Raw genomic sequence first — 23,412 nt, 5'->3', positions numbered from 1 at the left:
CTGATGGAGGAGCATTTGAGCGTATGCTGTTCTAGCGAAAGTGCTCAATCGGCCCATAGGCGCAGCTGGTAGATAGTGCAAAAAATCAATATTACCTTAATGGCGCAAGGTGGCATAATGCCATATTTTTGAGAAGGAAATCACATGGATAAGCTTGTTGCGCTCCCTATCACGGGAGAATCCTTTCTTTTGCTTCGTGACGGCAAGGTAATCCTCGTAGATGGTGGATATAATAGTAGAAGCCTTATCGCGGCTATAGAGAAGACCTGCCCTGGACTAAACCACATCGACATCGTAGTGTGCACGCACTCTGATCAAGATCATGCCGGTGGGTTGGAATATATCTCAGAGTACTTCGTGGGCACTATCGGCGAATTTTGGCTGCCAGGGATTTGGTCTGGGATTATTCGAAAGTTAAAGAATAATCCGGGCGAGGTTTTTGAAGGGATAAGTCAAGAAATTAATGAGGTTTTTGAACGGCTTGATCTTGACGTAATTTGGTCCCAAGAAGATATTAAATCTACTTTGGAAACTCTGGCTGTAGAGCAGCGCCGTCACAAGGATAGTGAGGGTAGGGCACAAGTAGATGGCGACGCTATAAAGCAAGAACCAAATACTGATCGCTTTTTCAATATTGGACGTTATCCAAGAAGATTCGACGGTTGGGCGTGGGGGATGGTGCAAGGTGCACGGAGAGAAGTTTATAAAGCGCGTGCTATTGGTAAAATAGGTAGGGGCGCCGCTGATTATTGGTTGAGTCTGATTAACTCTGCGAAAATAATATGGTCTATTGCAGCGCAAGCGGAGATGTATGGAACTCGTATACGGCTTTTTGATTTTGAAGGGTTCCGCTCAACGAGAATAGCTTCTGGAGGTGAGCCAGGATTACTGGTTCCATTGAATGCAGTGGAGTCTATACCTCAGATAAGTGATCTGACATATCTTGCTCTACTGTCTCCTGTCAATCAAGAGTGCCTCACATTTATTTCACCGCCGAATTTAAACGGATTTGGAGTGATCTTCTGTGGCGATTCTCCACTTGGAGATGGAAAGGAATATAAAAACTCATTTTTGACGACGCTACCCGATCCAGATGTCACCTATATCGTAACAGCACCTCATCATGGGTCGGAATCAAATCGTATGGCATATGAACACATATATGAGCACCTCGAAAATGTTCTGTGGTTGAGGAGTGGAGGCTCTATTAAGCAGCCTGGATCGACATTCAAGAACCTGGATCCTGCCGTGCGCGCCTGTACTCACTGCCCTCAACTCGATATCAAGCGGCAATCTGTAGTTATCCCCCTAAGTCGCAGCGCTCCGTTCTCTAGAATATATTCTCGGGAGTGTAAATGTATTTGATTTTTGCTGATAAAGGCGTGCGTCGTTTAATGTTGCTATATTTGCTGGATTGCAAAAGGAACAGCTCATCAATTCGGGTGTCTTTCAGTCAGCGGCAGGGTTGAGTGAATCTTAAAATAACGTAATGAATTAATTGGATTAGCATGAGTGCTGGTCAACGCATTGTGCATAGGCTTACATCTAGTGTAGAGGTTAATGGTGAGTGCTGTAGAATTCGATAGCATCCTGGCTGCGGAAATTGATCGAGTAGATGATTTATTCAACGAAGAGCCAGCTCGATTTTATGTGCACGTGGACAATCCACTGCTTGAGCTTCCTGGCTTGGCAATCATAGCTTCGCGTACCAGTGCTTTACGGCGCGAGCTTCTTGCGACAGTTGCCAATTGGAAAATACCTCATCTCAATCGTGATAAGCTCACAGAATCGCTTTTGTTGATTCCGAACTTTGGTGCTCAGTTGTTTGTGAGGCAAATGCTTGCAAATTTGAGTAAAGTAGACTTTGAAGACCTCGATGAAGGGGCATTGAGCGATGATGACTGGCCGAGGTTGACGTCTGGAGTAAACCTGCTGGCTCAAGGTAGTGACGATGATAATTTCGTCGAGGATCCAAGATTCCGGATGATCACTGAATCGCTTACTGTGAAGCGCCTGATTGAGCTTGTGGGAGAAACGTCTCCCGGAGCTACGGTGATTTTGGAGAACTACCACTTGTTGCGTGGCTTAGTAGATAGCGGCTCAGCTCTGTCCGATCTGCGGAACGCTGCTGTTGATGCTGGGGCGTACGTATACATAGGCTGCGGCTTGTCTCACTGGCATGAGGTGCGAGACAAGGGTAACGTATATCTTTCAGACCTTGCTGAGAGTATGTCAGATGCAGTACATGTTGCAGATTTGATAACGATACTTGTCCCAGGCGCATCTGGCGCTCGCGCAATGGTGTTTGATGCGCGATATAGTGCTCCATGGAAAGGGTCTATGAGCAGACTAATGGGGAATGCTAGCTAGCGCTCTATGTACAAATGAGCCGGCACACGACGGCTCATTTATAGCTCTCTGTTTGGCGGTTAATCATTTGGTTTGCGACGGTAGTCAAGCGGATATACGTTCCCAAAACGCTTGGTGGACCGCTCCAAATTATCCAGTTGCACCAAGAGCATCAGTTCTCTAGCCAGGGAGTCTTCATAGAGTTGCTTGTAGTCATCTGCTTTAGCCTTCTCCTTTTTGTGGCGTTCATTTGCTTGTGAGACTTTACGTGCCCCAGGCGCCTCTTTTTCAGCTTGTTCTTGAGCCCGACGTTTAATTTCAACAATTAGGTCGGCGAAAATAGGACGACTATTTTTGATACTGCCTTCGCTTTTACCCGCCTCAAGCGCGACCGTTTTCCTAGATATGCGTGTCCCATTTGGCACGTTAATGCACTCTCCAAGCACCATGCGATCTAATGCCGCGAAATAAGGGCGTAGAGTTGGTGAAATCTCATTTGCGTTCATTTTGATTTCTCCTCTTTCTTCTTCTTCTTCTTCTTCTTCTTCGATCGGGCAGAATCTTTAGCTGCTTCAAGTGCAATCGATTGAAGAGTGATGCCAGGGAAACGGAAGGCAATTGGCTCGTGACCAAGAAGGCGGTGGAGAGCCTTTTTGTATTTTTGAAGGGCTACTGTCTCATGCGGTTTCATCGAAATATCCTTAAGTTGTTATATTTTCGTTAGTTATAGTGAGATTTATTATGGGTTTTTGGTAATAAGCATGCTCCTCATGTTTATTAGGTCCGTCAAGTTTGCTTCTTTAACCCTATATTCAACCGAACCCATTTTCAGGTGCTTGAGATTCCACGCCAGATCTTGAATTGATTCATCAATCACAGATTCAACGACTGTGCAGTGCTCGCAACCAGGGCAATTTAAAATATTTGAATGTGCGCGCTTGTCGCATGGATCCATTTGCTTGTGAGACTTTACGTGCCCCAGGTGCCTATTTTTCAGCTTGTTCTTGAGCCCGGCGTTTAATTTCAATAATTAGGCCCGCGAAAATGGGACGACTATTTTTGATACTGCCTTCACTTTTATCCGCCTCAGCGCGACCGTTTTCCTAGATATGCGTGTCCCATTCGGCACGATAATGCACTCTCCGAGCACCATGCGATCTAATGCCGAGAAATAAGGGCGTGAAGTTGGTGAAGATTCACTCGCGCTCATTGCTGTTCTCCCCCTTCGAGTTAAGTTTTTCAGCGGAATTCAATGTTGCCGGTTTAAGATATTGCTCAAGATAAATAGGTGGGATAGGGTGGTGGCCAATAATTCGGCGTAGGGTTTCGATGTCTAAATGAAAGGTCTTAATTTTAGATGATTTCATAACCATTTCCTTCGAAGGGTGACAGTAGACTAGATGATGCAGGGTATTATCTAACCTTTGGCAATCAGCATATCTCTCATGTTCTTTAGATCCATCAGGTTGGCTTCTTCAGCCCTATATTCAACCGAACCCATTTTCAGGTGCTTGAGATCCCACGCCAGATCTTGAATTGATTCATCAATCACAGATTCAACGACTGTGCAGTGCTCGCAACCAGGGCAAGATAAAATATTTGAATGTGCGCGCTTGTCGCATGGATCAGGGTTGGTGCACACGCCAAAGCATGTGGGCTCACAGGCTTGAATATTCATGCGGACAGATTGTTGGAATTGCCCTTCGGAGTCCAAGATCCATACATCGCTTGCCTTCTGTTGCATAACTCGTTTTCCGTGAAAGCCTCCAAGCTTTTCATTGGTTAGGATTATGTTTCTTAGGTAAAGAGCATTATCTCCTTCGGCTTTACCCTTTGCTAAATCTTTTGCGAGCTGCGGGTCTCCAAGACCTATGTTGTAATTCTCCGCAGAGCAACCTTTTTGATAGTATATCGACATGGTTCGTGTTAGATGCTGCAATAGCCGCTTAAGTGATTGAATCGTAATGAGACCGGATTGCCCGGCAAAGACAGCTATTGACCTCCGGAATTGATGACTGTTTAACTTCCAAGGGGCGCCGATCTGAAAATTCTTATCTCCACGCCAGTTCCTATGTGGGTCTATGCTTTCAAGTTCTCTTATGTCTTGGTCCGTGATTTTGATTGGTGGTAGATTAATTTCTCTAATGATCTTTCTGGTGCGGCCTGATGGCGGCCTGCCGTTTGAAAAAGGAAGGTGACTTGGTGATATGAAAAGCCATTTTTTACTAGCCTCATCTGAAGAGTATGGCGCAACCGTCTCATGAATGGATCGTAATGCTTCTAGAGGGCGAAGAACGGCTGGTATAGTAATCCACTTAAGTACCTGAGCTGACGCCATGAGCTTAGTGGTCGTTGTGATCACGTATAGGGCTTCTTGATTCCAACCCACAATGGGTTCGATGCAGTCAGGTTTCAGATTTAAAGCTTCATGATCTCTCATCAGGGTGAATAGGTGGATGAGGTTCTTAGCGCAATACTGTACTGTGCTAAGAAAGCTAGTAATATTTGGGATTTCTGTCCATTGGTACTTGTCCGCAATCGTTGATAGGTTATGGATCTTTAGTGCGTGTGAGAAGTTTATGTGGTTAAGGTAAGCTAGCTTAGTATGTTTGGTTTTCGGATGGGCGCGAGCATATTCAGGGTTGCTCGCGACTTTGTTTAGTAGTCGTTTTATCTTTTGGCTATTCTTGTTGTAGTCCTTGATTACAGTAATGTGCTGTATATAAGTTTTTGCTAAGATGCTACTAGGAATTATAGGGGTCTGCGAAGGCTCACTTGCGGATCGGTACGCCGCATTCGCCTCAACAATTAAGTTTAGAGCGTTAGGGCTAATTGATATATAGTGTTTAGATAAGTCATTGTTTTGTATGGTTCTCCCAATTGTAAGTAGTGAGCGGATTTGCGATGGAGGCATTGCTTGCAGGAATTTTTCTAAGAGTTCCGATGACATTAAAAGCGCTTTTGATTCTATGTTATTTTGTTCGCAATATTCAGTAATGTTTCTTAGCGTATTGTTGATTGTATGAACCTGCGTCAGCCGCAGCGGCTTTCCAGTTTTTCGGCCGGGCGCGAAAAGGCATGCAATTAAAACGGTTTTCCTGAAAGCCATGTTCTCTTCATGGTCAGAATGCTCAGGTGAGGTTGAGGGAAATGAAATTATTGGTACATCTGTCGAAGAGTGGACGAGGTGGGACATGGGCCAAGCCGAATCCTCAAAGAAACATAAAGCGTATCCACTATCATCTCGGGACATGACCAGGCCAGGGCCAATGCGGTCGAAGGACATGCCATAGTAAGCATCGGTGTAGGCATGGACACTGAGCTTAGAAGGTAGGCTAGCAATAGATTTTTTTTTACGGTTTCTGCTCATTTTAAACAAGACCTAAATTATGTAAGCGGCTCAGTTGTCTTTCCCAATAGTCGGTAAGTTGATAGTGTTGCGTTATGTCTGTGGCAATAACTTGAATGGTAGATTTGACTTCTGGCCTTGCTTCCTTTAAGGCTTCCAGGAGGAGGTCGATGTGATCGATGGCGGGTTGATGAACCATTTTGAATTGTTCTGCATTTTGGCACTTGTGGATTCGCTCGTTAATGACGAAGCGCATGCTGAGCAATTTACGGATGTCTTGTTCATTCGCGTGAAGGCGAAAGTGCTCGCAGAAGAGGCAGCCCTCAAGTTTCTTGCAATCTGGCTCATAACCGTCAGGTGGTATGATTGCTTGCTGAGGGAGTCCTGGAGCATCGCATCCGCCGGATGGCGAATCATCATGAGCATAATCATCAAGTAGCTGCATCAACCGATTGAGTAGTTCAACGACCTCTCCTATAGCGTTGGTCTCATTCGGCGTCGTGTAATGTTTATGCAAGGTGCTTTCACTGTTAGATAAGGCTCTAGCTGTGATATTTGCGGGTATGCCTCTCGTGTTGTAAAAGTTGGCTTTGTATGACCGAAGAGCCCTAAAACTGTAGCCTTTGAAATTTTTATCGTAATAGCTTTTGAGTCTGGTGTTGAAGTTTGCTAATTCGTTGGGTCGAAGCTTCATTATCTCTTTTTCGTTTTTAACCATCATTCCGACGAATAAGTATGGATGATTTGTATCTTTGCATATGTAATTTCGTAGTTCTTTGTATTTTTTGAGTTCTTTCTCGAACGTTGGTTGAATATCAAATGTGACCTCTCGATTGAGGCCGCGAAATTTAATGACTTTGTAGCCGGATTTTGTAGATGGCTTTGACTCGTATTTCTCATCCCACGGTATATCTTCAGTGGGTTGGTCGTTAGAGCCAGCGTTAGCTACAAACAAGGCAAGGAACGCATCATGTGCGAACTTTGCTAACCTCAATCTCATTGGGTGACGCAGGTCAATGTTTGCAGCTGTCATTAGCTCACGATGTGCGCGTAATGCTCCTTTAAGTTGCGAATCATTACACAAGGAGAGTGCTCTGCAAGCTTCGAGTGATCTGAGTTCCCCAGTTGAATAATCCCAGAACACGTTGTTGGCAATTTTTTTATTTATTGCCAATATGCGATCTGTTGCGAACGGATACTCGGCTAACATCAGCCAAGGTTGATCAGACCCAAGCTCTAGGCGGCTAGGAAAACTTTTACCCTCAAGCAAAAAGTCAGTCAATCCATGAAATATGTAGCTGCACGTGCTCAAATAGGCTGCTACTTCTTCCTCTGGTGGTGGGGGGGTTGGCGTGTTTTTCTTGGCTGGACTGGATACAATTGCTAAGTCCTTGCGGAAATCATAGTCAGCCCCAGGAAAAAGTAACGGGGCGGCTTTAATTGCTGCTGCAAGATCACGCTGACTGGTGAAATCACTTTTATTCCCCATGCGATTGGAGTTCTGGATTTCAATCGAGTAAATTACGAGTGCTCGATGATAATGTTCCGGGGATAATAAGAAATCTGATTGACTTGACAGGTCGCACCAGTCTGCGAACTTCACAAAATTAACTGTGTTTGTATAGCAAGTTGCTCCAGTTGCACTGATATAGTGTTCTGATGCGATTTCGAGCGCCCAATTCTGTAAGCGATCAATCCGCTCAGTGCGCAGTGATTGCTTCGTCACTGGGCGGGATTTTTTTCTTGGAGCGTGAAAGCGCTCTGTATAACAGAGCGAACCCACATCGTAGCGGCGAATTCTGTTGTATCGAATTGCTAGGTCTTGAAAGGGGATAGATCGAGCAGCAGTCTGAAAGGAGTCAAGATCATGCTTGTCAAGATCAACTAACTGAGTTTGTCTGTCTTGAATGGCCATTTATAATTCTCTGTTTGTCAACGATCGATCTGATGTGATCCTCGTATTCCGATTGAGATTTCTCAACCTGCTCAAGTGACGGTTTAAACTTCAGATATCTTTGCGTGACAATAATGGAGCCATGGTTAAGTCTGTTTTTTATTAAATCCAAAATTGCAAGCTCGCTCATGCCCAGAGCTTTGTGATCTTCAAAAAGGTTCATGCCGAATGTCGCCCTCAAGTCGTGAAACCTGAAGTCAAAGTTTTTCTGGTTTCTCAGCAATATTTTTTGAAGGGTATCCTTCTTGAATTTACGGACTGCTGAACCTGCTTCCACACTTTTGAATAAGGCACGATCCTTGGTGCCCACATAGTAAGGTTTTCCCGATTCTGTGAGAAAAATGTATTGATCTTCAGCGGTGCCGATGATGGATAGAGACTGTCGTTGCTTGTAGCGCTTCGAGTTTAGATACTCAGCTATCAAGTAATGCACCCACTCCGGTAGTGAGATGTATTCTGTTTTCCCACCTTTCGTGTCAATAAGAGTATCCGCACCAGCCGTAAATGTAACTAGGTTTGTTCCGTCATGACAAGCATCCATCTTTATACAGCTTTGTCTCATAGTAAAAACTGTTTGAATTCGCGGTCCACCGGTAAGCGCCACGACATGACTCAGATACATCTCGTAGTTTTCAGACGCGTAAAGCGCTTCGAGTAAAGCTTCTTGGTTGTTTTTATCAATTGGAAAAAGCTTGCCGCCGTCGATGATGAAATTTCCACCTGGATGGTTGGGGCTATATTCAGCCTTTTTGAACGGCAAGTCTGTACTAATGATTTCTATTGATTGATTAAAGCCGTACCTGTCCTTGTAGCGTACTGAACGCTTAATCGTTTTCCACATCTCTTGCTCTGGCTGAAAGCCTCGGGCCGCGGCCGAGCGGTAGAAATTTGTGATACTCGATAGCTTTCGATTGGCAGTTGGGATGCCTATCACACTTTCCATTATTCTTTTTTTTAGCACGCTTTTATAATAATACGTTGGGCGCCTTGATTTCGGCCCGCTGAAGTCCCACATGTCTTTTCGTGCTGATAGCATTGCATTTGCAAAGTCACATAAATCGCCGGCGTCATTGGCGACAGTGGCCGGACTTGCACCCTCAATTACGGCTCGGTTATAAAGATAGACTGTGCCTTCCCTCCACAAGCTTCCATCTGGAGCCACGATCACATAGTGCTGAACTAGGTTGGGAGTTCTAGGAACAATCGTTTTGATAGGGTAATCAGTGCAAGGCAAGTCGAGCTTTATTTCTTCTGAAGTCGATTTCGGGCTAGCCGTTGCATCTTGTTCCGTGCATCGCTCCCAGAGACATACATCCTTAAGCAAAACCTTGCGAAATCTTCCTTCCACTGAGGTGACCAGATCCTTTTGCATGGCTTCCTGTTTGCCTCAGTTGTCTCTCGATGCTTTTCAGGCTGGCATACGTGTCATGTACTTTCAACTCCCTCGTAAAAATATTTCCATAAATTTTTTCGATGTTTTTGGGTGCTTTGCAATATAATTTCGAAGTGGCTTCAATGCCAGGTAAATGGGATTTACATATTGAAATTTATTCGGGTTGCTGTTGGTGGGCCGTGATCGGGGTTTTTGGGTGAAAAGTATCGAGGTTAAAGCTGGGTACGCGATACGCTGTATTTCAGTTTTGCTTGCGGTTATCTAACTTAAAAATGTTTAAGTGATGCTTTGTTGATGTTGTGGTCGGCGGTTTTTAAAAGGGGTTTGAGCATCGCTTTCAAGGTGGCGGTGTTTTGTATGGAGCAAGCAGATAGTTCCTGGTCCGGCGCACGTGTATTTTTTCAAGGACGTTACTAGGAAGCGAGGCAGTGGAAAGGTGCTCTTAGGCGGGCGAGCTATCAGGAATTGAGCCGTTTCCATGGCGCATAAGGAGCTTCGCAAAATGCGTAGAATGTGAGATCTAGTTGGCTTAAGATCATCTCGGGGCTCTAGGCTAAAGTACTTGCGCTGAACTGTTTTGAGAGAATCGGCGGATTTCTTGGAGGGGATATGTCTGAAGTTTTGGAGTTAACTGCGGAAGCACGCGCATGGGCAAAGTCCGCTATGGCGCGATTGGAAAGCAGAAGCTTTGGTGAGCTTGTTTGCGGGGTGATTTGGACAGATAAGAAAAATGAGGCTGGCGAATTACTCGTTCCTGCTGATCCTGATCATCTTGTCAATAAATTCACTAAACATCCTCATATTCTCCTCCATAACCACGACCCAGGTCGGCCCAAGGGACAGGTCCTGGACTGCGCGATTTTTGTGACGCCGGAGGGGCGGAGGTTCATCGCTGCGATTCTGGGATACTACGCGGGGGGAGAGGTTTCGAGTTTCCGGGACTACGGCTTGACTGAGTTGAGCTTTTCAGAGCCCCTCACGCTTCCTGAGCTTCCCACTGAGGCTTTCATACAGGTGGCCACGGACCCTAGGGAAGTAGATGAGTCGTGGGTAGATAGCATCGCGGTTGATGCTCCAGTACCTTTCTACCGCACTGAACTCTCCAACAACGCTGCTGTGCCCGATCAGGAACTGATCAGGGTGGGGCTCGCGTTTCTGGCCTTGGTTTGGAATCCCTTCGTGACCAGCATTGCTACCGAGGCAGGAAAGTCGGCCTATTCGGGCATGCATTCATGGGTTCGAAGACTGATTGAGAAGGTCGCAGAGCGGCGCGCTCCGATTCTTGACTTTCATACCCATCAGTACGGCTGCCAGATTTCCTTCATCCTCCGTGGACGTGACCTACAGAAGCACTACAAGGCGCATGAAACGCTACCCGCCGCTGCTGCCCAAGCCGCTGCCTTGGTCTTGAAGCTGAAGTCAAAGGGGCCTGGAGCCCGACAATTGATCTATGAATTCGATCAGAATGCGTTGCGATGGGTGCCATCATTCGCTGTTCTCAATGACAATCGTATCGTCACCGACAACCTTGCTCTCCTTTCGATCGAGCAATTGCCATCTGGTTTGAGCTTAGGCCTAACCCGAGGAAAGCAGCTTTTTACCGGCGAGCCGCCAAAGGAATCGCCATGAGCGCGATGGCTTCTTAGGGACGTTTGGCGCATGGCGGCAAGCTCCGAGTAAGGTACTCCGTCTTCGCGTACAGCGTGGCTACTTGGCTTCACCAGGTCGGTGAGTCGATTTCACCAAGTGGTCGGAATAGAGTCATGAAATTGATCCACGAAAGGTATTTTCTAATGGCGTGTTCTCGCGGCAAGGCGTCACCAGACACACTCACGGAGAAGCGACTGTTTGCTTCCTCGGCTGGGTACTGCCAGCGCCCAGGGTGTACCACGCACCTCTTCCTCGACACCGGTTCGAAAGTGATCCATGTGGCCGAAATGGCTCATATCTTCGCGGCGAATGATTATGGACCTCGTGGTAAGCCTGACATGTCGGCAGAGGAGCGGGGCGCTTTCGAGAACCTGATCCTGCTGTGCCCTACCTGTCACACGACGATTGACAAGGCCCCGGAGGACTTTCCCGATGAGACAGTTATCGGGTGGAAGCGCGAACATGAGCGCAAGCTTGCAAGCCTCTTTGGAGCACAGGTGTTCGACAGTCGTGCTGAAACCCTGGCGGCTATCAAACCGCTGATGCGGCAAAATCGAATGATCTTTGAGCAGCTTAATCCTGACCTGGACTACCGTTTCAACCCAGAGGCTGAGGAAGCTGCGCAATGGAAGTACAAGATGGTGCAGCAGATCATTCCAAATTCTCGTCGTATTCTCAGCATCCTTGACGCAAACACAGGGCTGATGACCGAGGCTGAGGAGGACACTCTAGAACTGTTCCGCCAGCACGTTTACGATCTTGAGGCGCGTCATGTGGCGAAAATTCACATAGGTGCGCGAGCGCGTTTCCCTACTCAGCAAATGGCCGAAATGATGAGGTAAGCAAGTGGCACGAAGCCCTCAGAGCAATACCGAATTCGCGAGCAGTTGCATCGCAAAGATGCAGGAATGGGTTGAGCGTGTCGAAATCGTCTCGCCATATTCGTTCCTCGCTCACTCAAAGCAATATCCTCCTGCAAGAATTGGCGTGGTGTCCTCTCCTGCGGTTACGCCAGATGCTGTAAGGCAAGTGCTGGAGACTGATCCGGATGTCGAATTCGTCGTCAACATTCCAAAAGCAGCGATCTGGCAGGGACCGGCTATCCACATGCTGGAGGATGCAGGAATTGCGTTTGGGCCTATTGGACACCTGATGAAAGCCATCAGCGGCCGGAGAGGTTCTGAAGCGATTAATGATTTTGTGCACCCTGAGACTGAATATTTCCGAAGGATCCTGTCCCAGCACACAAATCTCTATCGCCTAGTTCGAGTGACGGATCTGATCTATGAGTTTCAGCGGAAAAACGGCCCACCGCTGTTGGTTGCAGGTCTGAACGAGTATGAGCTAGGAGGCTCCACCATTCGGACAGCAATTGCTCAGCATGGAAGGGTATCAGTGATCTTCGCCACAAACCCGAACGCCTGGCCTACGTCGGATGCGTATGAAGTTGCTGACTCAATGGGAATTGAACTCTTCCACGAGCGCCGTAAGTTTTACCATCGGCTCCACGTGCCAACATGAGCATTCCGCAGATGCTGGACTGCCTCTCTAGGGCGATGGCGTCCACATTAGCCATTCTGCCTAACGTCAGGTGGTATGGCTTCGGTTCGTTTTTCCTTGACACAAAGCATTTCGGGGATGTGGACCTGTTGATTGTTTGCTCAGATCAGAAGGAAGCCGCGCTAGCCCATGACTCCTGCTATGAGCTTTGGAGTGAGTGGCCTGTCCATTTGATGGTCTTGACTGAAAGGGAGGAGTTCAGCACGTCTTTCATATCAAAAACGGGCTGCATTCCCCTGCCTCAAGGTATTCCGTCGTGGCGTCAGTAGGCCTCGTAAGATTGTGTGTGACTCCAGCTTAAAGGCTGGGAAAAAGAGGCGGGTCTATGGAAATTTCCGCCCCTTCCGCACGATTGATTAGCTCACCCAGCTTTCAACTGCGGCTGCGCCATGCTCTGCTTTCCACTCTTTGAGCTGACGATGGTTGCCGCCCTTGGTCTCGATGACTTCGCCTGTGTGCGGGTTCTTGTAGACCTTTACCGCTCGCGGCTTACGGCTTGATACAGCCTGGCGACCCTTAGTAGCAGGGGCATTAGAACGCGTGGCTTGAGGGTCCAGGATTGCAATCACATCTTTAAGCGATTTTCCGTATGCACCCAGCAGCTCCCGCAGCTGTTGTTCAAATTTAATTTCTTGCTCCAGAGCTTTGTCGCCTTTCATGGCTTCCAAGGCTTGCAGCTGCTCAGCCAGATGACGTTCAAGTGCCCTGAATTCAGCGAGCTTCGACATTTTCATTCCTCATGGTGATGTTGCAGGCTAAACCTTTTATACCCTATTTTTCGATAGCATCCTACTGAAAATAGCGGGAATGAGAATTGGGAATTGCCCTGTACTTGGTGCGTGATTTTCGTCGAGGCTTACCAGCCGAAAACAAGGCTGAAGGGCGGAGATACCAATTCACGACTGACCGCTAACGACCCATTGCTGTCGTTCAGAACCCTCACACATTCGGGGCAGTTGTGTTCTCTTCCACTGACGTAGAAGCTGAAATACTCGTATGTGGTCAGTGATCGATATTGCTTGCCCCTCCTACTGGAGTGAGCACTATGGCTCCGTCGGCCAATTCTATGTTTAGCGAATCACCAATCTTGAGCCCCATGCTTTTAATGATGTCGTCAGGAAGCTCAACGATGACTTCCCCCGTTCCATCGCCTGCGTCCTGGCATTTGACGGTCGCTCGCGCGGATTCATGCATAACTGACAGGTCTCTCCGTGTTAATGGGTGAGCTTCAATCCCGTTCCAGCATACCCGTGGTAACAGCTTGCTACCCAGAGCGGGTCTTGCCAGAGGAAACTCGGAAGCGCTTTAGTGGGGGACAATGGCTAGCTTATGTGAGGCTCGTACTCATCATTGTAGTGTGCGTACTCCGAGCACCTATCACATAGAGATCCATTCTCCGCTTCGTAGCCTTCTAAGGGGGTGTGGCACCCTGAGCACTTCGGCGGCTGATAAGCGTAGCCACAAAGATGGCAATGCCCTTCGGATAGATCGAACATCGGAGCGCCGCAACTACCGCAGTCTGTGATGACTTCGTCGTCGTCGAAAGGGTTCTCTCGGGTGGTTCGCAACTCCTCTTCCATTAACTCAATGAACGAATCTGACTGGTTGCATGCGAGGCAGTTGTATCGAAACTCCGAGTAGTTGAAGGGCATTCCAGCCTGGAGGTCTTCCCGGTTAGGCTCAAGCAGCGGGGAACCACAGGCAGGGCATGAGCAGGCCTTGAACAACTCGCGGGTATGCGCCATGACACCCAGGTCTTCCCACTGGCGCTGTACCTCCTCCAAATTGTGGACAAAGAACTGGTGATTTCTCAGCATGACTTCCCAGGTCTCCCCTAGCAAGGCTGCCGGATTCTCTGATAACTCGTGTGTGATGAAGTCTCGCAGGAGTGGGAATAGATCAAGCAAGAATTTATTGATCTCCTCCAGGGGATGCTTGGGGTGGAGGTGTTCCAGATCGTTCCGGCACCGTTGCAGGATATTCACGGCGGCCCAATCAGTGCGGATGCCAAGACCCTCAAAGTGCAGTTCAATGTCTGCTACGTCGATTGTCTTGTTTCGTTCAAGCTCGGGACGCCACACGATTACGCCATCTTGGTCACGGCAGGGTTTGAATTTCCTTGCCTTGTAGATGAGGCTGGCCGCATGTTCCGGAGAGTCCGCGAGCATTGCAATCTTATACTTGAAAAGCAGCAAAACCCCTGCGAAGAGGTTTCGAGCGGATGAAACGGCTCGGAGGGGGTTCCCGTTATCACCCTGCGTGAGCTGGTAATCCTCAATCCCTAGCTGAATGGACGTTACAGCATTTTCCAGAACCTTCGCTCTATCCAGCGTAGGTACACCCTTACCCGTCATCGACCTTTCTCCCTGAGCACCCCTCGGCGCAATAGGAGACGCACAATACCCTAATCCCCATAACAACAAAAACAGGTGCCCCAGACGTGTCCTGGGCTGCCCTACGGTTGTGTCTTGGCTAGCTCCTGCTTGGGCCCAAGGAGTTACTTTGCCGTTCGGCTGCGGTCGACAGAGGTCAGTCGCGGCTGGCTGCTATCCACCCATAGCTGCCATTGCGAAAGTGCTGCTCTTGCTCATTTTCGAGGCTGACAAGAACGCTGTGGGAGCGGGTTTACCCGCGAAGCAGGAACGGAAAAACGGCTGCAAATTCCGTACGAACATTCGGGTTTTGATGCAAGGCCTGCAACGCTCGGGCCTTATCTACGGATTCATATACCTCGCGATCACGGAGGTATGCAATGCCATAAATCGCATGGTTTTCTTCGGCTGAAAATGTTCGGCTAGGGCTAAAACCCAAGGTTTCATAAACGTGGAAGCGCGGAGCGTCAAAAGTAGTCAAATCTAGTAAGTAGTCGGGATGCGCTGCCCCTGATCCTGCAACATCAGCCGCCCACGTTTGTAGCTCCAGCGTACTGATCGCGTTGCTCAGATAGCAATTCACTACGAAGGCAATGGTCGTAGGGTTTTCCCGCGTAAGTCCAGTCATGATCATCCTCTCCTGTGCGCTTCTTGCCCATTCATTAACAGGATGGATAATTTGCAGTTCCCAGTCCAGTGCAGGACTCATTTTGGGAAGCATTTGCTTGTAGTTGAACGTCCGTTTCGGGTCGATAGCGGACGATCAGAATGACCGCTATCGACCCGAAGCACCCGGCGGCGGCGAGCAGAGAACGGCTAAAACCGACCAGTCGCGGCATCTACCAAATCAGCGACAATTCATCTTATTGGCAAGCGAGGTCAAGTTAGCGGTCATAAATTGGCCTAGGATCTGTGCACTCTTGTCGGCGATTCTGCGCAATGGATGCAATCCTGCCACTGAGTATCATGAGTAGCCTGGTGCAAGCTTGCGAGTAATAGTGTTTCGCATCAAAGGTGTAATTGTCGTTAAAGGTCTTCCGGTAAAGGTCTTTGCATTTGTCGTGCAAGGAGGTGTCTGCAAGTGAAATTCCTAGCTTGTGTGCAAAGCTATTTCGAACTGCTCGCACTCCTTCAATAACTTGTAGTTCATCTCTCGAAATAAGGCCGAGCGAGAAAGCGGCCTTCGTTCGAGCTGAAAAGGCGGACAGAGGACCGCTGCCTCCACGAAGCATATCCTTCGTAATGGTGCTTTCAACCAGAAATTGCTCTAGTAGCCGGCATAGCATTTCATCTACCATAGACGCCCAGACAAGAACAAGCCCTCTCTCGGTACCGCTGGCGTTCTCGCGATTGGCCTCTTCGAGAAACTCATGGATATCGTGCCACCCGACAGGTAAAACTGGTGGATGTAATTCTTCATGTACAAATGCCGCTGCGTCGGGTTTCGCCGGGGCTACAGCGCCAAATTCACCCGATACGCATCGCTCGAATATTTCTCTCCCGTGAGGTTCGGAGTCCAACGGGGAAGCCGTAAAAGGCACTTCATGCCCGAGGTGCTCAAAGAACACCAGACAATTGATAGAGGAGCATTCGCTGCTCGACCAGTGCGGCTCACGCACACCGCGGTAGTTGATTTTCATTTTCGTCTCATTCTGGTAGTTTGTAGGGCCACGTAAATTAAGCGTATATTCTACTCCATCCCATGACTAAATTTGACCGGCAGCTATGGGTCGTAAGCTGCCATTGTGGATGAGGCCTTTCACCCCTCAGCCATGGTTGCAACTGGTCAGATCGAATGCAATTGACTGGGCACGTCAAAAGCAAATGTATGGTCAATTGCGTAAAGGTAGTATGCAAAATTCGCACATTGCTAATTCATCTCTGGATTGCCGGTGACTCGGGTCGATTGCTGTGGGATTGTTAGCTATTCGAGTGGTAATCGTAGAGATCTATAGTCAATCAACAGACGACTCAGTAGGCGTGATAATGGACGACGCTTTGTTTCATCGTAAGCCATTGGCGGAGCAGCTGGCTAAACGGATAATGCTGAAGGCCATAGGCAGCGCTGCGCCGTCGGGAATCTTCCTAGCTGCGTCCTATGGAACGGGGAAGTCGACATTCATTGCTGAGGATCTGCTGCCGCAGCTGCACGCACTGGGCGCGCTTGTCGTTCATGCCGACCTCCAAGGCGATGCAGGAGATGTGGGGCTCGCCATTTCTAACTCGATCGGAAGCGCTCTTCAGCACCAATACAGCCGAGATCCATCTGCACAAGGGCCTAAAGGTGGGGAATGGGTTAATTCGTTCTGCTCCAAAATTGGACTGGGCAAGGAAATAACCTACACCACAGCTCTCGTTGCACTCTCTGCCAAGTCGAGGAAGATGATCGTTTTGCTCATTGATGAGGCTCAGCTCATCATACAGGCGGCTGATCGTATGGCCATCATGGCTGGGCTCAAGGCGGCAAGAGACGAGCTAAATAGCTCTAAACATTGCGGGCTACGTATTGTTTTCGTGGGGGCGAGCAGGGCGGACCTAGCTGAGCTTTGCACCACCAGACATGAGCCCTTTTTCGCTACGCCACTGGTCGACCTCCCGCTATTGGGGCATGAATTCATTCAGTGGCTTTGCAATAGACCTAGCGCACCGGGAGACCTTCAACCTGATGAAGTTTTCGACTTGTTCAGATTAATCGGGCATCGGCCTGGGTTGCTTCGCCGCGCAATGGAAGCGCTGCACGAAGAGCGCCTACCGCACAGTGAGCAACTCATTCACCGGCTTGCTGATTTATTAGCCGCACAAGCTGACATCACGAATTCTGACAGCGGCGGCTGATCTCTCTAAACGGCCTTCCCGCACCCTCCAATGATGATGGTCTGGCCCCACCTAACCTTTCTGGTTTTGTCGACAGTGATTAGTGGACACTGCTGCTTGTTGTGACTTCCTAGCCTCGCCATCACCCGCGCGGGCGAATGTAGCCAGCAAACGCGGTTATTGGATTGGTGAGGCTTGTGATGAGAAAAATGTAGAGAGGGTGGTGATGTGGGCCTTCGGGGGAGGTGTGTGTCCATGTACGGTCACTCACGGATCTTCAAAATTCTCTTTGGCTCACGCGTAGTTCTGCACCTTCACGGTGTGCAGGGTGATGTCCACCACATCGCCGTCGGCACCTACCTGCGGCATTTCGATCCAGTCGCCCACATGCAGCATGTCGTTGCTGGTCAGCTGCACACTGGCGACGAATGACAGCAGGGTGTCCTTGTACACCAACAGCAGCACCGCCGACATGGCACCGAGGCCCGACAGCAGCAACAGCGGCGAGCGGTCGATCAGGGTGGCGACGATGACGATGGAGGCAAAGATCCACAGCATCATCTTGGCCAGTTGCACATAACCCTTGATGGAGCGGGTGCGGGCGTGCTCGGTGCGGGCGTAGATGTCGAGCAGGGCATCCAGCAGGCACGACAGCGCCAGGGTCATGAACAGCAGGGTAAAGGCCAGCGCGACATTGCCCAGGAAGTGCTGGGCCGTGTCGGACAGCTCCGGCACCAGTTTCAGGCCGAACTGCAGGACCAGCGACGGCGTGGTCTGCGCCAGGCGGTGAAGGACCTTGTTGTGGCGCAAGTCGTCCAGCCACTTCAGCGCCGGTTGGCGAGACAGCAGGCGGGCGCTGTGCAGTACCAGGAAGCGTGCCAGGCGGCCGATGACCAGGGAAATCAGCAGCAGCACCGCCAGGCCGATGGCAGCGTGCAGCATGGGATGTTGGTCGAGGGTGCCCCACAGGTCGAGGGAGTCACGCCAGATTCGTTGGATATCCATGGGCTTGCGTACAGTCTTTTGCGAAACGAAGTGCCATTAGAGCGCGGATGGCGGCAAAGTTGCCAAAAGAAATTCGGCTAAGCCGGCAGAAAACGTTACCCTATGCAACTGAATTTCCCGCACTTGCCTGAGGTTACCTCCGTGTTCTCCCAATTCGCCCTGCATGAACGCCTGCTTAAAGCCGTGGCCGAGCTTAAATTTGTCGAGCCAACCCCGGTGCAGGCTGCGGCCATCCCCCTGGCCCTGCAAGGGCGTGACCTACGCGTGACCGCGCAGACCGGTAGCGGCAAAACGGCAGCCTTCGTACTGCCGCTGCTCAACCGCCTGGTCGACCTGAAAGGTGGGCGGGTAGAGATCCGCTCGCTGATCCTGCTGCCAACCCGCGAGCTGGCCCAGCAGACCCTCAAGCAAGTGCAGCTGTTCTCGCAGTTCACCTACATCAAGGCGGGCCTGGTCACCGGCGGTGAAGATTTCAAGGAACAGGCCGCCATGCTGCGCAAGGTGCCGGACGTGCTGATCGGTACCCCGGGCCGCCTGCTCGAGCATCTCAATGCCGGCAACCTCGACCTGTCCCACGTGCAAGTGATGATCCTTGACGAAGCCGACCGAATGCTCGACATGGGCTTCGCCGAAGACATGGAGCGCCTGTGCAAGGAGTGCGAGAACCGCGAGCAAACCCTGCTGTTCTCCGCCACCACCGGTGGCGCGGCCCTGCGCGACATCATCGGCAAAGTACTCAAAGACCCTGAGCACCTGATGCTCAACAGTGTCTCGCAACTGGCCGAAGGCACCCGCCAGCAAATCATTACCGCCGACCACGACCAGCACAAAGAGGCGATCGTGCAGTGGCTGCTGGCCAACGAGACCTTCGACAAGGCGATCATCTTCACCAATACCCGCGCCCTGGCCGACCGTATCTACGGCCACCTGGTGGCCAAGGACGTCAAAGCCTTCGTGCTGCACGGCGAGAAGGACCAGAAGGACCGCAAGCTGGCCATTGAGCGCTTCAAGCAGGGCAGCTCCAAGGTGCTGGTGGCCACCGACGTGGCGGCCCGTGGCCTGGACATCGACGGCCTGGACCTGGTGATCAACTTCGACATGCCTCGCAGCGGTGACGAATACGTGCACCGCGTGGGCCGCACCGGCCGCGCCGGTAGCGAAGGCCTGGCGATCTCGCTGATCACCCACAACGACTGGAACCTGATGTCGAGCATCGAGCGCTACCTGAAGCAGCAGTTCGAGCGCCGGGTGATCAAGGAAGTGAAGGGCACCTACAGCGGGCCGAAGAAGGTCAAGGCGTCGGGCAAGGCTGTTGGGGCCAAGAAGAAGAAGGTCGACAAGAAGGGCGGCGACAAGAAAGCTGCCGCCAAGCGCAAGCCAACCGCCAAGCCGAGGCCAAACGCACCGCTGGCCAGCGCTGACGGCCTGGCACCGCTGAAAAAGCGCAAGCCGGCTGCTGAGTAATATTCAGTAGCGAGGCTTGCTTCTTCGCGGGTAAATCGGATCGCCGCACCGCCGCTCCCACAGGTATTGCACAGCTTTCGAAGGCTGTGGAGTACCTGTGGGAGCGGCGGTGCGGCGATCCGATTTACCCGCGAAGAGGCCGGCACAGGCGACAATTAATCAGCCTTCTTCTCCGCCGTTTTCAATTCCTTGATCCGCTGGTCAATCAGCTGACACTTGTCGGGCAAGTCCTTGCTCGCCGTCTCCAGATCCATACCCTGAAGCTCGTCATTGATCTCCTTGGCCTTCTGCGGGTTCTGCTCGGTCAACTGGGTAACCAACCCGGCCAGCTCTTCACGTTTCTGCGTCGCTTCCTCTGGTGTGCAGGCCCACGCGGGCAGAGCGCAGAGCAGGGCGGTGGCGCAGGCAATGGGTAGCAGCGGTTTCATCCTTTTTACCTCCAGCGGTGGCTATGCGCGGTGGAGGGCTGCGGGTGTGGGGAAGTTCAGGGCTTGCGACCGGTGGATCATTTCCATGATGGAAGTAGTCCGTTTCTGAAGTGCCTCAATATCCCCTTTGCGCCGTTGAACAGCGCGCTACATCACTCTAGGCTCGGAGGAAAAGAGGGGGTATTGTATGTACAGCTGTAAATACAGGGCGTCCCATGTTCTTTGAATGGGACGAAGCGAAAAACCAGATCAATATCCGCAAGCACGGCATCGATTTTGCCGACGTGCCTGATATGTTCAACCACCCCATGCTGATCCGGCGCGATGAGCATGTGGCGTGTGCTGAAGAGCGTTGGGTCAGCATCGGATGGCTGAAGGCGCTGATAGGCGTCGTCGTGTACACAGAGAGGCGGGGTGAAGTGATACGCATTATTTCCGCGAGAAAAGCCACCAAATGGGAGGCCAGACACTATGACCAAATCATCCAAAACTGACTGGAACCGGCTGGCCCGGCAGGACGACAAGCATATCGATACAACAGATATCCCAGAGCTCGACGAGGAGTTTTTCCGTCAGGCCGAGCTGCGTGTTCCTGCCAAGCAGGCAGTGACCATTCGCCTGGACTCAGATGTCCTAGCCTGGTTCAAAGAGCAGGGCAGCGGTTACCAGACCCGCATAAACCAGTTGCTGCGCCAGTACATGCAAGCTCAGCAGAAGCCGCGCTGAGCTTTTCCAGGCGCTGCGGCACGTAAATGGTAGCGATCTCGGGGTGGTCCAGCATCACTGGGAGGCCGGTATGTCAGCCTGCGATGTGGGGACGCGCTGTCATGTCTATGCCGAGTGCTTTCATGACGGTCAGGAACGATTTGAGGGTTGGGTTGCCATGCTCGCTGAAAGACCGGTAAAGCTGTTCACGAGACAGCCCGGTTTCTTTTGCCAGCTCGCTCATGCCTTTTGCTCGCGCTACCACGCCGACAGCTTTGGCGACATAGCTGGCATCCCCAGTCTCAAGGGCATCGGTCATGAACACCGCTATTGCTTCGGGGGTGGTGAGGTATTCGGCGGGGTCGAATTCAGAGAAGGTTTCAGTCATTTTGCATCCTCCACGAACGCAGAATCTGGTGGGCTGTCTTGATGTCTCGTTGTTGGCTGCTTTTATCGCCGCCGCACAAAAGAATCACGAACGTGCTGCCCGCCTGATGGAAATACACCCGGTAACCAGGCCCATAGTGAACCCTGAGCTCACTGACGCCGTGGCCGACCGGTGATACGTCGCCAGGCAGGCCCTCCATCAACCGGTTGATCCGAGAAATGATTCGGGCTCTGGCGCTGATGTCCCGGAGGCCGGTCACCCAATGTCTGAAACTGCTGGATTCGATTTTCTTCATCGAGTGAATGTAGTTTATAAACTACACTTGGCGGTCCCGCAAATGGTTTCTGCCTATTGCCGTAGCAGCGTCTTCAGGGCCACGCACATCTACCCACCAAGATCTTGCGGAACACCGCACCTCACTGGCGAGTCCCAACCTGTGTACCCCTTCCGTCCACAGCAGGAGCCCTGAGCCATGAGCATCGCCTACGACTGGGACCTGATCGAACGCTTGCTGCACGAGGTGCAGAACAGCGGCGGTCACAGCTTTACGCCACGCCCTTATGCCGAGCAGCACGCTGCCGCGCTGGCCGCCAAGGGTGAGCCGGTGGGTGACCTGGACCACCTGAAAACCCGTGCCTGCGAGTATGAAAAGTTGTTGTTCGGGCGCGGCTTTATCGAAAGCCGGCCCGAGGAAGACGGCGGCAACGGCGAGAACTTCGTGCTGACCGAGCGCGGCTCGCGGCTGATGAGCCTGATCGACAGCAGCATCCCGGGCTTCGAGCACCCGCGCCAGGTGCTTGATGAGCAGGAGGATGCGCTGGATGAAACCACCTTCGAACAGGTGTCGGCAAAAGCGCAGATCGCTTGAGGTCGTTTTGAGGCTGGCAAGATCGGGTACGCAAACCCGATAATCGGTAGCTTCTGAATACTGCCGAGCCTATGCCCATGCCTTCGATCACCCCAGAGGCCCGCCTATGAGTGCGGCCCGCAAGAACCCTGACGCCTTCGCCTTTCAGGTGATGCTAGGGCTGTGCCTGATCTGGGGTTGCCAGCAGGTGCTGATCAAAACTGCCGCCGTCGATATCGCGCCAGTGATGCAGGCAGCGTTGCGCAATGGCATCGCTGCCGTGCTGGTGGCGCTGATGCTGTGCTGGCGCGGAGGCTGGGAACAGCTCGGCAATACCTGGCGTGCCGGGTTGCTCGCTGGCGGTCTGTTCGGCGTGGAGTTCCTGTTCATCGCCGAGGGCCTGAAGCTGACATCGGCGGCGCACATGTCTGTGTTCCTCTATACCGCACCGGTGTTCACTGCGCTGGGCCTGCATTTCAGGCTGCCCAGTGAGCGCCTGCGGTTGTTGCAGTGGTTGGGGATTCTGTTGGCATTCGGTGGCATTGCCATGGCATTTGCCGGCGGCATGTCGTTCGAGCAGATGGATGGCCGCATGTTGCTGGGTGATGCCTTTGGCGTAATCGCCGGGCTGGCCTGGGGCGCGACCACGGTTGTGGTGCGCTGCTCGCGGCTCTCTGAAGCGCCGGCTACCTTGACCTTGTTCTATCAATTGGCGGTCGGCTTTGCCGGGTTGTTGCTGATTGCCCTGCTCAGCGGACAGATCGGCGCGGTGTCGTTGACGCCGCTGGCCATGGGCAGTGTGCTGTTCCAGGGGATTGTGGTGTCGTTCGTCAGTTACCTGACCTGGTTCTGGCTGTTGCGCAAATACCTGGCGTCGAACCTGGCGGTGTTTTCGTTCATTACCCCGTTGTTTGGGGTGACCTTCGGTGTACTGCTGCTGGATGAGCCGCTGAGCTTCAACTTTGTTATTGGCGCGCTGATGGTGTTGCTGGGGGTGATCCTAGTGAGTGCCGAGCCGTGGGTGAAGCGGCAGTTGCGGCGGTTGGTCGGGTAAGGGGTAGCTAGCACCGGCCTCTTCGCGGGCTTGCCCGCTCCCACAGGTATTGCGCAGACCCTGTGGGAGCGGGCGAAGAC

Annotated in this window: 25 protein-coding genes and 1 pseudogene; 11 read left to right on the top strand and 15 right to left on the bottom strand. The window is 51.3% G+C overall.

Annotated features, from left to right (window positions below):
* Positions 1–144: 144 nt before the first annotated feature.
* Both ACQKPZ_RS22750 and ACQKPZ_RS22745 read left to right on the top strand, forming a co-directional pair.
* A complete protein-coding gene (locus ACQKPZ_RS22750; RefSeq protein ID WP_427542428.1) occupies positions 145–1,365 on the top strand; it encodes an MBL fold metallo-hydrolase in 1,221 nt (406 codons plus the stop codon).
* Between the two features lie 198 nt (positions 1,366–1,563).
* Entirely contained in the window at positions 1,564–2,370 is an 807-nt protein-coding gene (locus tag ACQKPZ_RS22745) for a hypothetical protein (RefSeq protein WP_427542425.1), read from the top strand.
* A gap of 59 nt (positions 2,371–2,429) precedes the next feature.
* On the opposite strand, the gene ACQKPZ_RS22740 is transcribed toward ACQKPZ_RS22745, so the two are convergent.
* The 6 genes from ACQKPZ_RS22740 to ACQKPZ_RS22715 form a co-directional block, all read right to left on the bottom strand.
* Complete coding sequence (locus ACQKPZ_RS22740) at positions 2,430–2,855, bottom strand: hypothetical protein (RefSeq protein ID WP_427542422.1); 426 nt, start codon at positions 2,853–2,855, stop codon at positions 2,430–2,432.
* Positions 2,852–3,040, bottom strand: coding sequence for a hypothetical protein (locus tag ACQKPZ_RS22735; protein ID WP_427542419.1), 189 nt, complete (start codon positions 3,038–3,040; stop codon positions 2,852–2,854). The genes ACQKPZ_RS22740 and ACQKPZ_RS22735 overlap by 4 nt, the downstream gene beginning before the upstream one ends.
* Positions 3,041–3,545: 505 nt before the next feature.
* A complete protein-coding gene (locus tag ACQKPZ_RS22730) occupies positions 3,546–3,716 on the bottom strand; it encodes a hypothetical protein (RefSeq protein WP_427542416.1) in 171 nt (56 codons plus the stop codon).
* A 50-nt stretch (positions 3,717–3,766) separates the two neighbouring features.
* On the bottom strand, positions 3,767–5,719 hold the full coding sequence (locus ACQKPZ_RS22725; protein WP_427542413.1) for an integrase: 1,953 nt from the start codon (positions 5,717–5,719) through the stop codon (positions 3,767–3,769).
* A gap of 1 nt (position 5,720) precedes the next feature.
* Positions 5,721–7,613 (bottom strand): hypothetical protein, encoded by a 1,893-nt coding sequence (locus ACQKPZ_RS22720; RefSeq protein ID WP_427542410.1) that lies wholly within the window; start codon positions 7,611–7,613, stop codon positions 5,721–5,723.
* The gene (locus ACQKPZ_RS22715; RefSeq protein ID WP_427542407.1) at positions 7,579–9,024 is read right to left on the bottom strand and encodes a site-specific integrase; all 1,446 of its coding nucleotides are present in this window, start codon (positions 9,022–9,024) and stop codon (positions 7,579–7,581) included. Before ACQKPZ_RS22715 ends, ACQKPZ_RS22720 begins: the two co-directional genes overlap by 35 nt.
* Positions 9,025–9,654: 630 nt before the next feature.
* Here ACQKPZ_RS22715 and ACQKPZ_RS22710 point away from each other — a divergent pair.
* From ACQKPZ_RS22710 to ACQKPZ_RS22700, 3 genes are all read left to right on the top strand, one after another.
* Entirely contained in the window at positions 9,655–10,674 is a 1,020-nt protein-coding gene (locus ACQKPZ_RS22710) for a hypothetical protein (RefSeq protein WP_427542404.1), read from the top strand.
* Positions 10,675–10,808: 134 nt separating this feature from the next.
* Positions 10,809–11,537 (top strand): hypothetical protein, encoded by a 729-nt coding sequence (locus ACQKPZ_RS22705; protein WP_427542401.1) that lies wholly within the window; start codon positions 10,809–10,811, stop codon positions 11,535–11,537.
* 4 nt (positions 11,538–11,541) lie between these two features.
* The gene (locus tag ACQKPZ_RS22700; protein WP_427542398.1) at positions 11,542–12,216 is read left to right on the top strand and encodes a hypothetical protein; all 675 of its coding nucleotides are present in this window, start codon (positions 11,542–11,544) and stop codon (positions 12,214–12,216) included.
* A 395-nt stretch (positions 12,217–12,611) separates the two neighbouring features.
* Here ACQKPZ_RS22700 and ACQKPZ_RS22695 read toward each other — a convergent pair whose 3' ends face one another.
* The 5 genes from ACQKPZ_RS22695 to ACQKPZ_RS22675 all read right to left on the bottom strand — a co-directional run bounded on the left by ACQKPZ_RS22695 (position 12,612) and on the right by ACQKPZ_RS22675 (position 16,267).
* The gene (locus ACQKPZ_RS22695; RefSeq protein WP_427542396.1) at positions 12,612–12,983 is read right to left on the bottom strand and encodes a histone-like nucleoid-structuring protein, MvaT/MvaU family; all 372 of its coding nucleotides are present in this window, start codon (positions 12,981–12,983) and stop codon (positions 12,612–12,614) included.
* 274 nt (positions 12,984–13,257) lie between these two features.
* Positions 13,258–13,449, bottom strand: coding sequence for an AbrB/MazE/SpoVT family DNA-binding domain-containing protein (locus ACQKPZ_RS22690; protein ID WP_427542393.1), 192 nt, complete (start codon positions 13,447–13,449; stop codon positions 13,258–13,260).
* A 128-nt stretch (positions 13,450–13,577) separates the two neighbouring features.
* Entirely contained in the window at positions 13,578–14,609 is a 1,032-nt protein-coding gene (locus ACQKPZ_RS22685; protein ID WP_427542390.1) for a hypothetical protein, read from the bottom strand.
* Positions 14,610–14,880: 271 nt separating this feature from the next.
* Positions 14,881–15,336, bottom strand: a complete 456-nt coding sequence (locus tag ACQKPZ_RS22680) for a hypothetical protein (RefSeq protein WP_427542387.1) — start codon at positions 15,334–15,336, stop codon at positions 14,881–14,883.
* A 175-nt stretch (positions 15,337–15,511) separates the two neighbouring features.
* The gene (locus tag ACQKPZ_RS22675; protein ID WP_427542384.1) at positions 15,512–16,267 is read right to left on the bottom strand and encodes a hypothetical protein; all 756 of its coding nucleotides are present in this window, start codon (positions 16,265–16,267) and stop codon (positions 15,512–15,514) included.
* Between the two features lie 346 nt (positions 16,268–16,613).
* Between ACQKPZ_RS22675 and ACQKPZ_RS22670 the strand changes: the two genes are divergently transcribed.
* Positions 16,614–17,462 carry an ATP-binding protein gene (locus ACQKPZ_RS22670; protein ID WP_427542381.1) on the top strand — a complete coding sequence of 283 codons (849 nt, stop codon included), beginning with the start codon at positions 16,614–16,616 and terminating at the stop codon, positions 17,460–17,462.
* Positions 17,463–17,741: 279 nt separating this feature from the next.
* Here the strand turns inward: ACQKPZ_RS22670 and ACQKPZ_RS22665 are convergent.
* Positions 17,742–18,446 (bottom strand): annotated as a pseudogene (locus ACQKPZ_RS22665) (mechanosensitive ion channel domain-containing protein); the annotation flags it as partial.
* A gap of 102 nt (positions 18,447–18,548) precedes the next feature.
* Here ACQKPZ_RS22665 and ACQKPZ_RS22660 point away from each other — a divergent pair.
* Complete coding sequence (locus ACQKPZ_RS22660; protein ID WP_427542378.1) at positions 18,549–19,910, top strand: DEAD/DEAH box helicase; 1,362 nt, start codon at positions 18,549–18,551, stop codon at positions 19,908–19,910.
* A gap of 155 nt (positions 19,911–20,065) precedes the next feature.
* Here the strand turns inward: ACQKPZ_RS22660 and ACQKPZ_RS22655 are convergent, their stop codons facing one another.
* A complete protein-coding gene (locus ACQKPZ_RS22655; protein ID WP_012273612.1) occupies positions 20,066–20,338 on the bottom strand; it encodes a hypothetical protein in 273 nt (90 codons plus the stop codon).
* A 215-nt stretch (positions 20,339–20,553) separates the two neighbouring features.
* Here ACQKPZ_RS22655 and ACQKPZ_RS22650 point away from each other — a divergent pair, with 215 nt between their 5' ends.
* A complete protein-coding gene (locus ACQKPZ_RS22650; protein WP_391125303.1) occupies positions 20,554–20,832 on the top strand; it encodes a BrnT family toxin in 279 nt (92 codons plus the stop codon).
* Positions 20,810–21,064 carry a BrnA antitoxin family protein gene (locus ACQKPZ_RS22645; RefSeq protein WP_391125306.1) on the top strand — a complete coding sequence of 85 codons (255 nt, stop codon included), beginning with the start codon at positions 20,810–20,812 and terminating at the stop codon, positions 21,062–21,064. Before ACQKPZ_RS22650 ends, ACQKPZ_RS22645 begins: the two co-directional genes overlap by 23 nt.
* A 73-nt stretch (positions 21,065–21,137) precedes the next feature.
* On the opposite strand, the gene ACQKPZ_RS22640 is transcribed toward ACQKPZ_RS22645, so the two are convergent.
* Both ACQKPZ_RS22640 and ACQKPZ_RS22635 read right to left on the bottom strand, forming a co-directional pair.
* Positions 21,138–21,431: an addiction module antidote protein gene (locus tag ACQKPZ_RS22640; protein ID WP_391125309.1), complete on the bottom strand. Its 294-nt coding sequence runs from the start codon at positions 21,429–21,431 to the stop codon at positions 21,138–21,140.
* Positions 21,424–21,726 (bottom strand): type II toxin-antitoxin system RelE/ParE family toxin, encoded by a 303-nt coding sequence (locus ACQKPZ_RS22635; protein ID WP_427542375.1) that lies wholly within the window; start codon positions 21,724–21,726, stop codon positions 21,424–21,426. The genes ACQKPZ_RS22640 and ACQKPZ_RS22635 overlap by 8 nt, the downstream gene beginning before the upstream one ends.
* Before the next feature lie 177 nt (positions 21,727–21,903).
* Between ACQKPZ_RS22635 and ACQKPZ_RS22630 the strand changes: the two genes are divergently transcribed.
* Together ACQKPZ_RS22630 and ACQKPZ_RS22625 are read left to right on the top strand one after the other, a co-directional pair.
* Positions 21,904–22,299 carry a transcriptional regulator gene (locus ACQKPZ_RS22630; protein ID WP_427542372.1) on the top strand — a complete coding sequence of 132 codons (396 nt, stop codon included), beginning with the start codon at positions 21,904–21,906 and terminating at the stop codon, positions 22,297–22,299.
* Positions 22,300–22,405: 106 nt separating this feature from the next.
* Positions 22,406–23,332, top strand: a complete 927-nt coding sequence (locus tag ACQKPZ_RS22625) for a DMT family transporter (RefSeq protein WP_427542369.1) — start codon at positions 22,406–22,408, stop codon at positions 23,330–23,332.
* Positions 23,333–23,412: the final 80 nt, after the last annotated feature.

Origin of the sequence: Pseudomonas sp. NPDC089547 (genome assembly GCF_050280665.1) — a bacterium.
Lineage (GTDB): Bacteria > Pseudomonadota > Gammaproteobacteria > Pseudomonadales > Pseudomonadaceae > Aquipseudomonas.
Note: the sequence above shows the minus strand (reverse complement) of the source record. Positions and strands in the feature narration are given on the sequence as shown.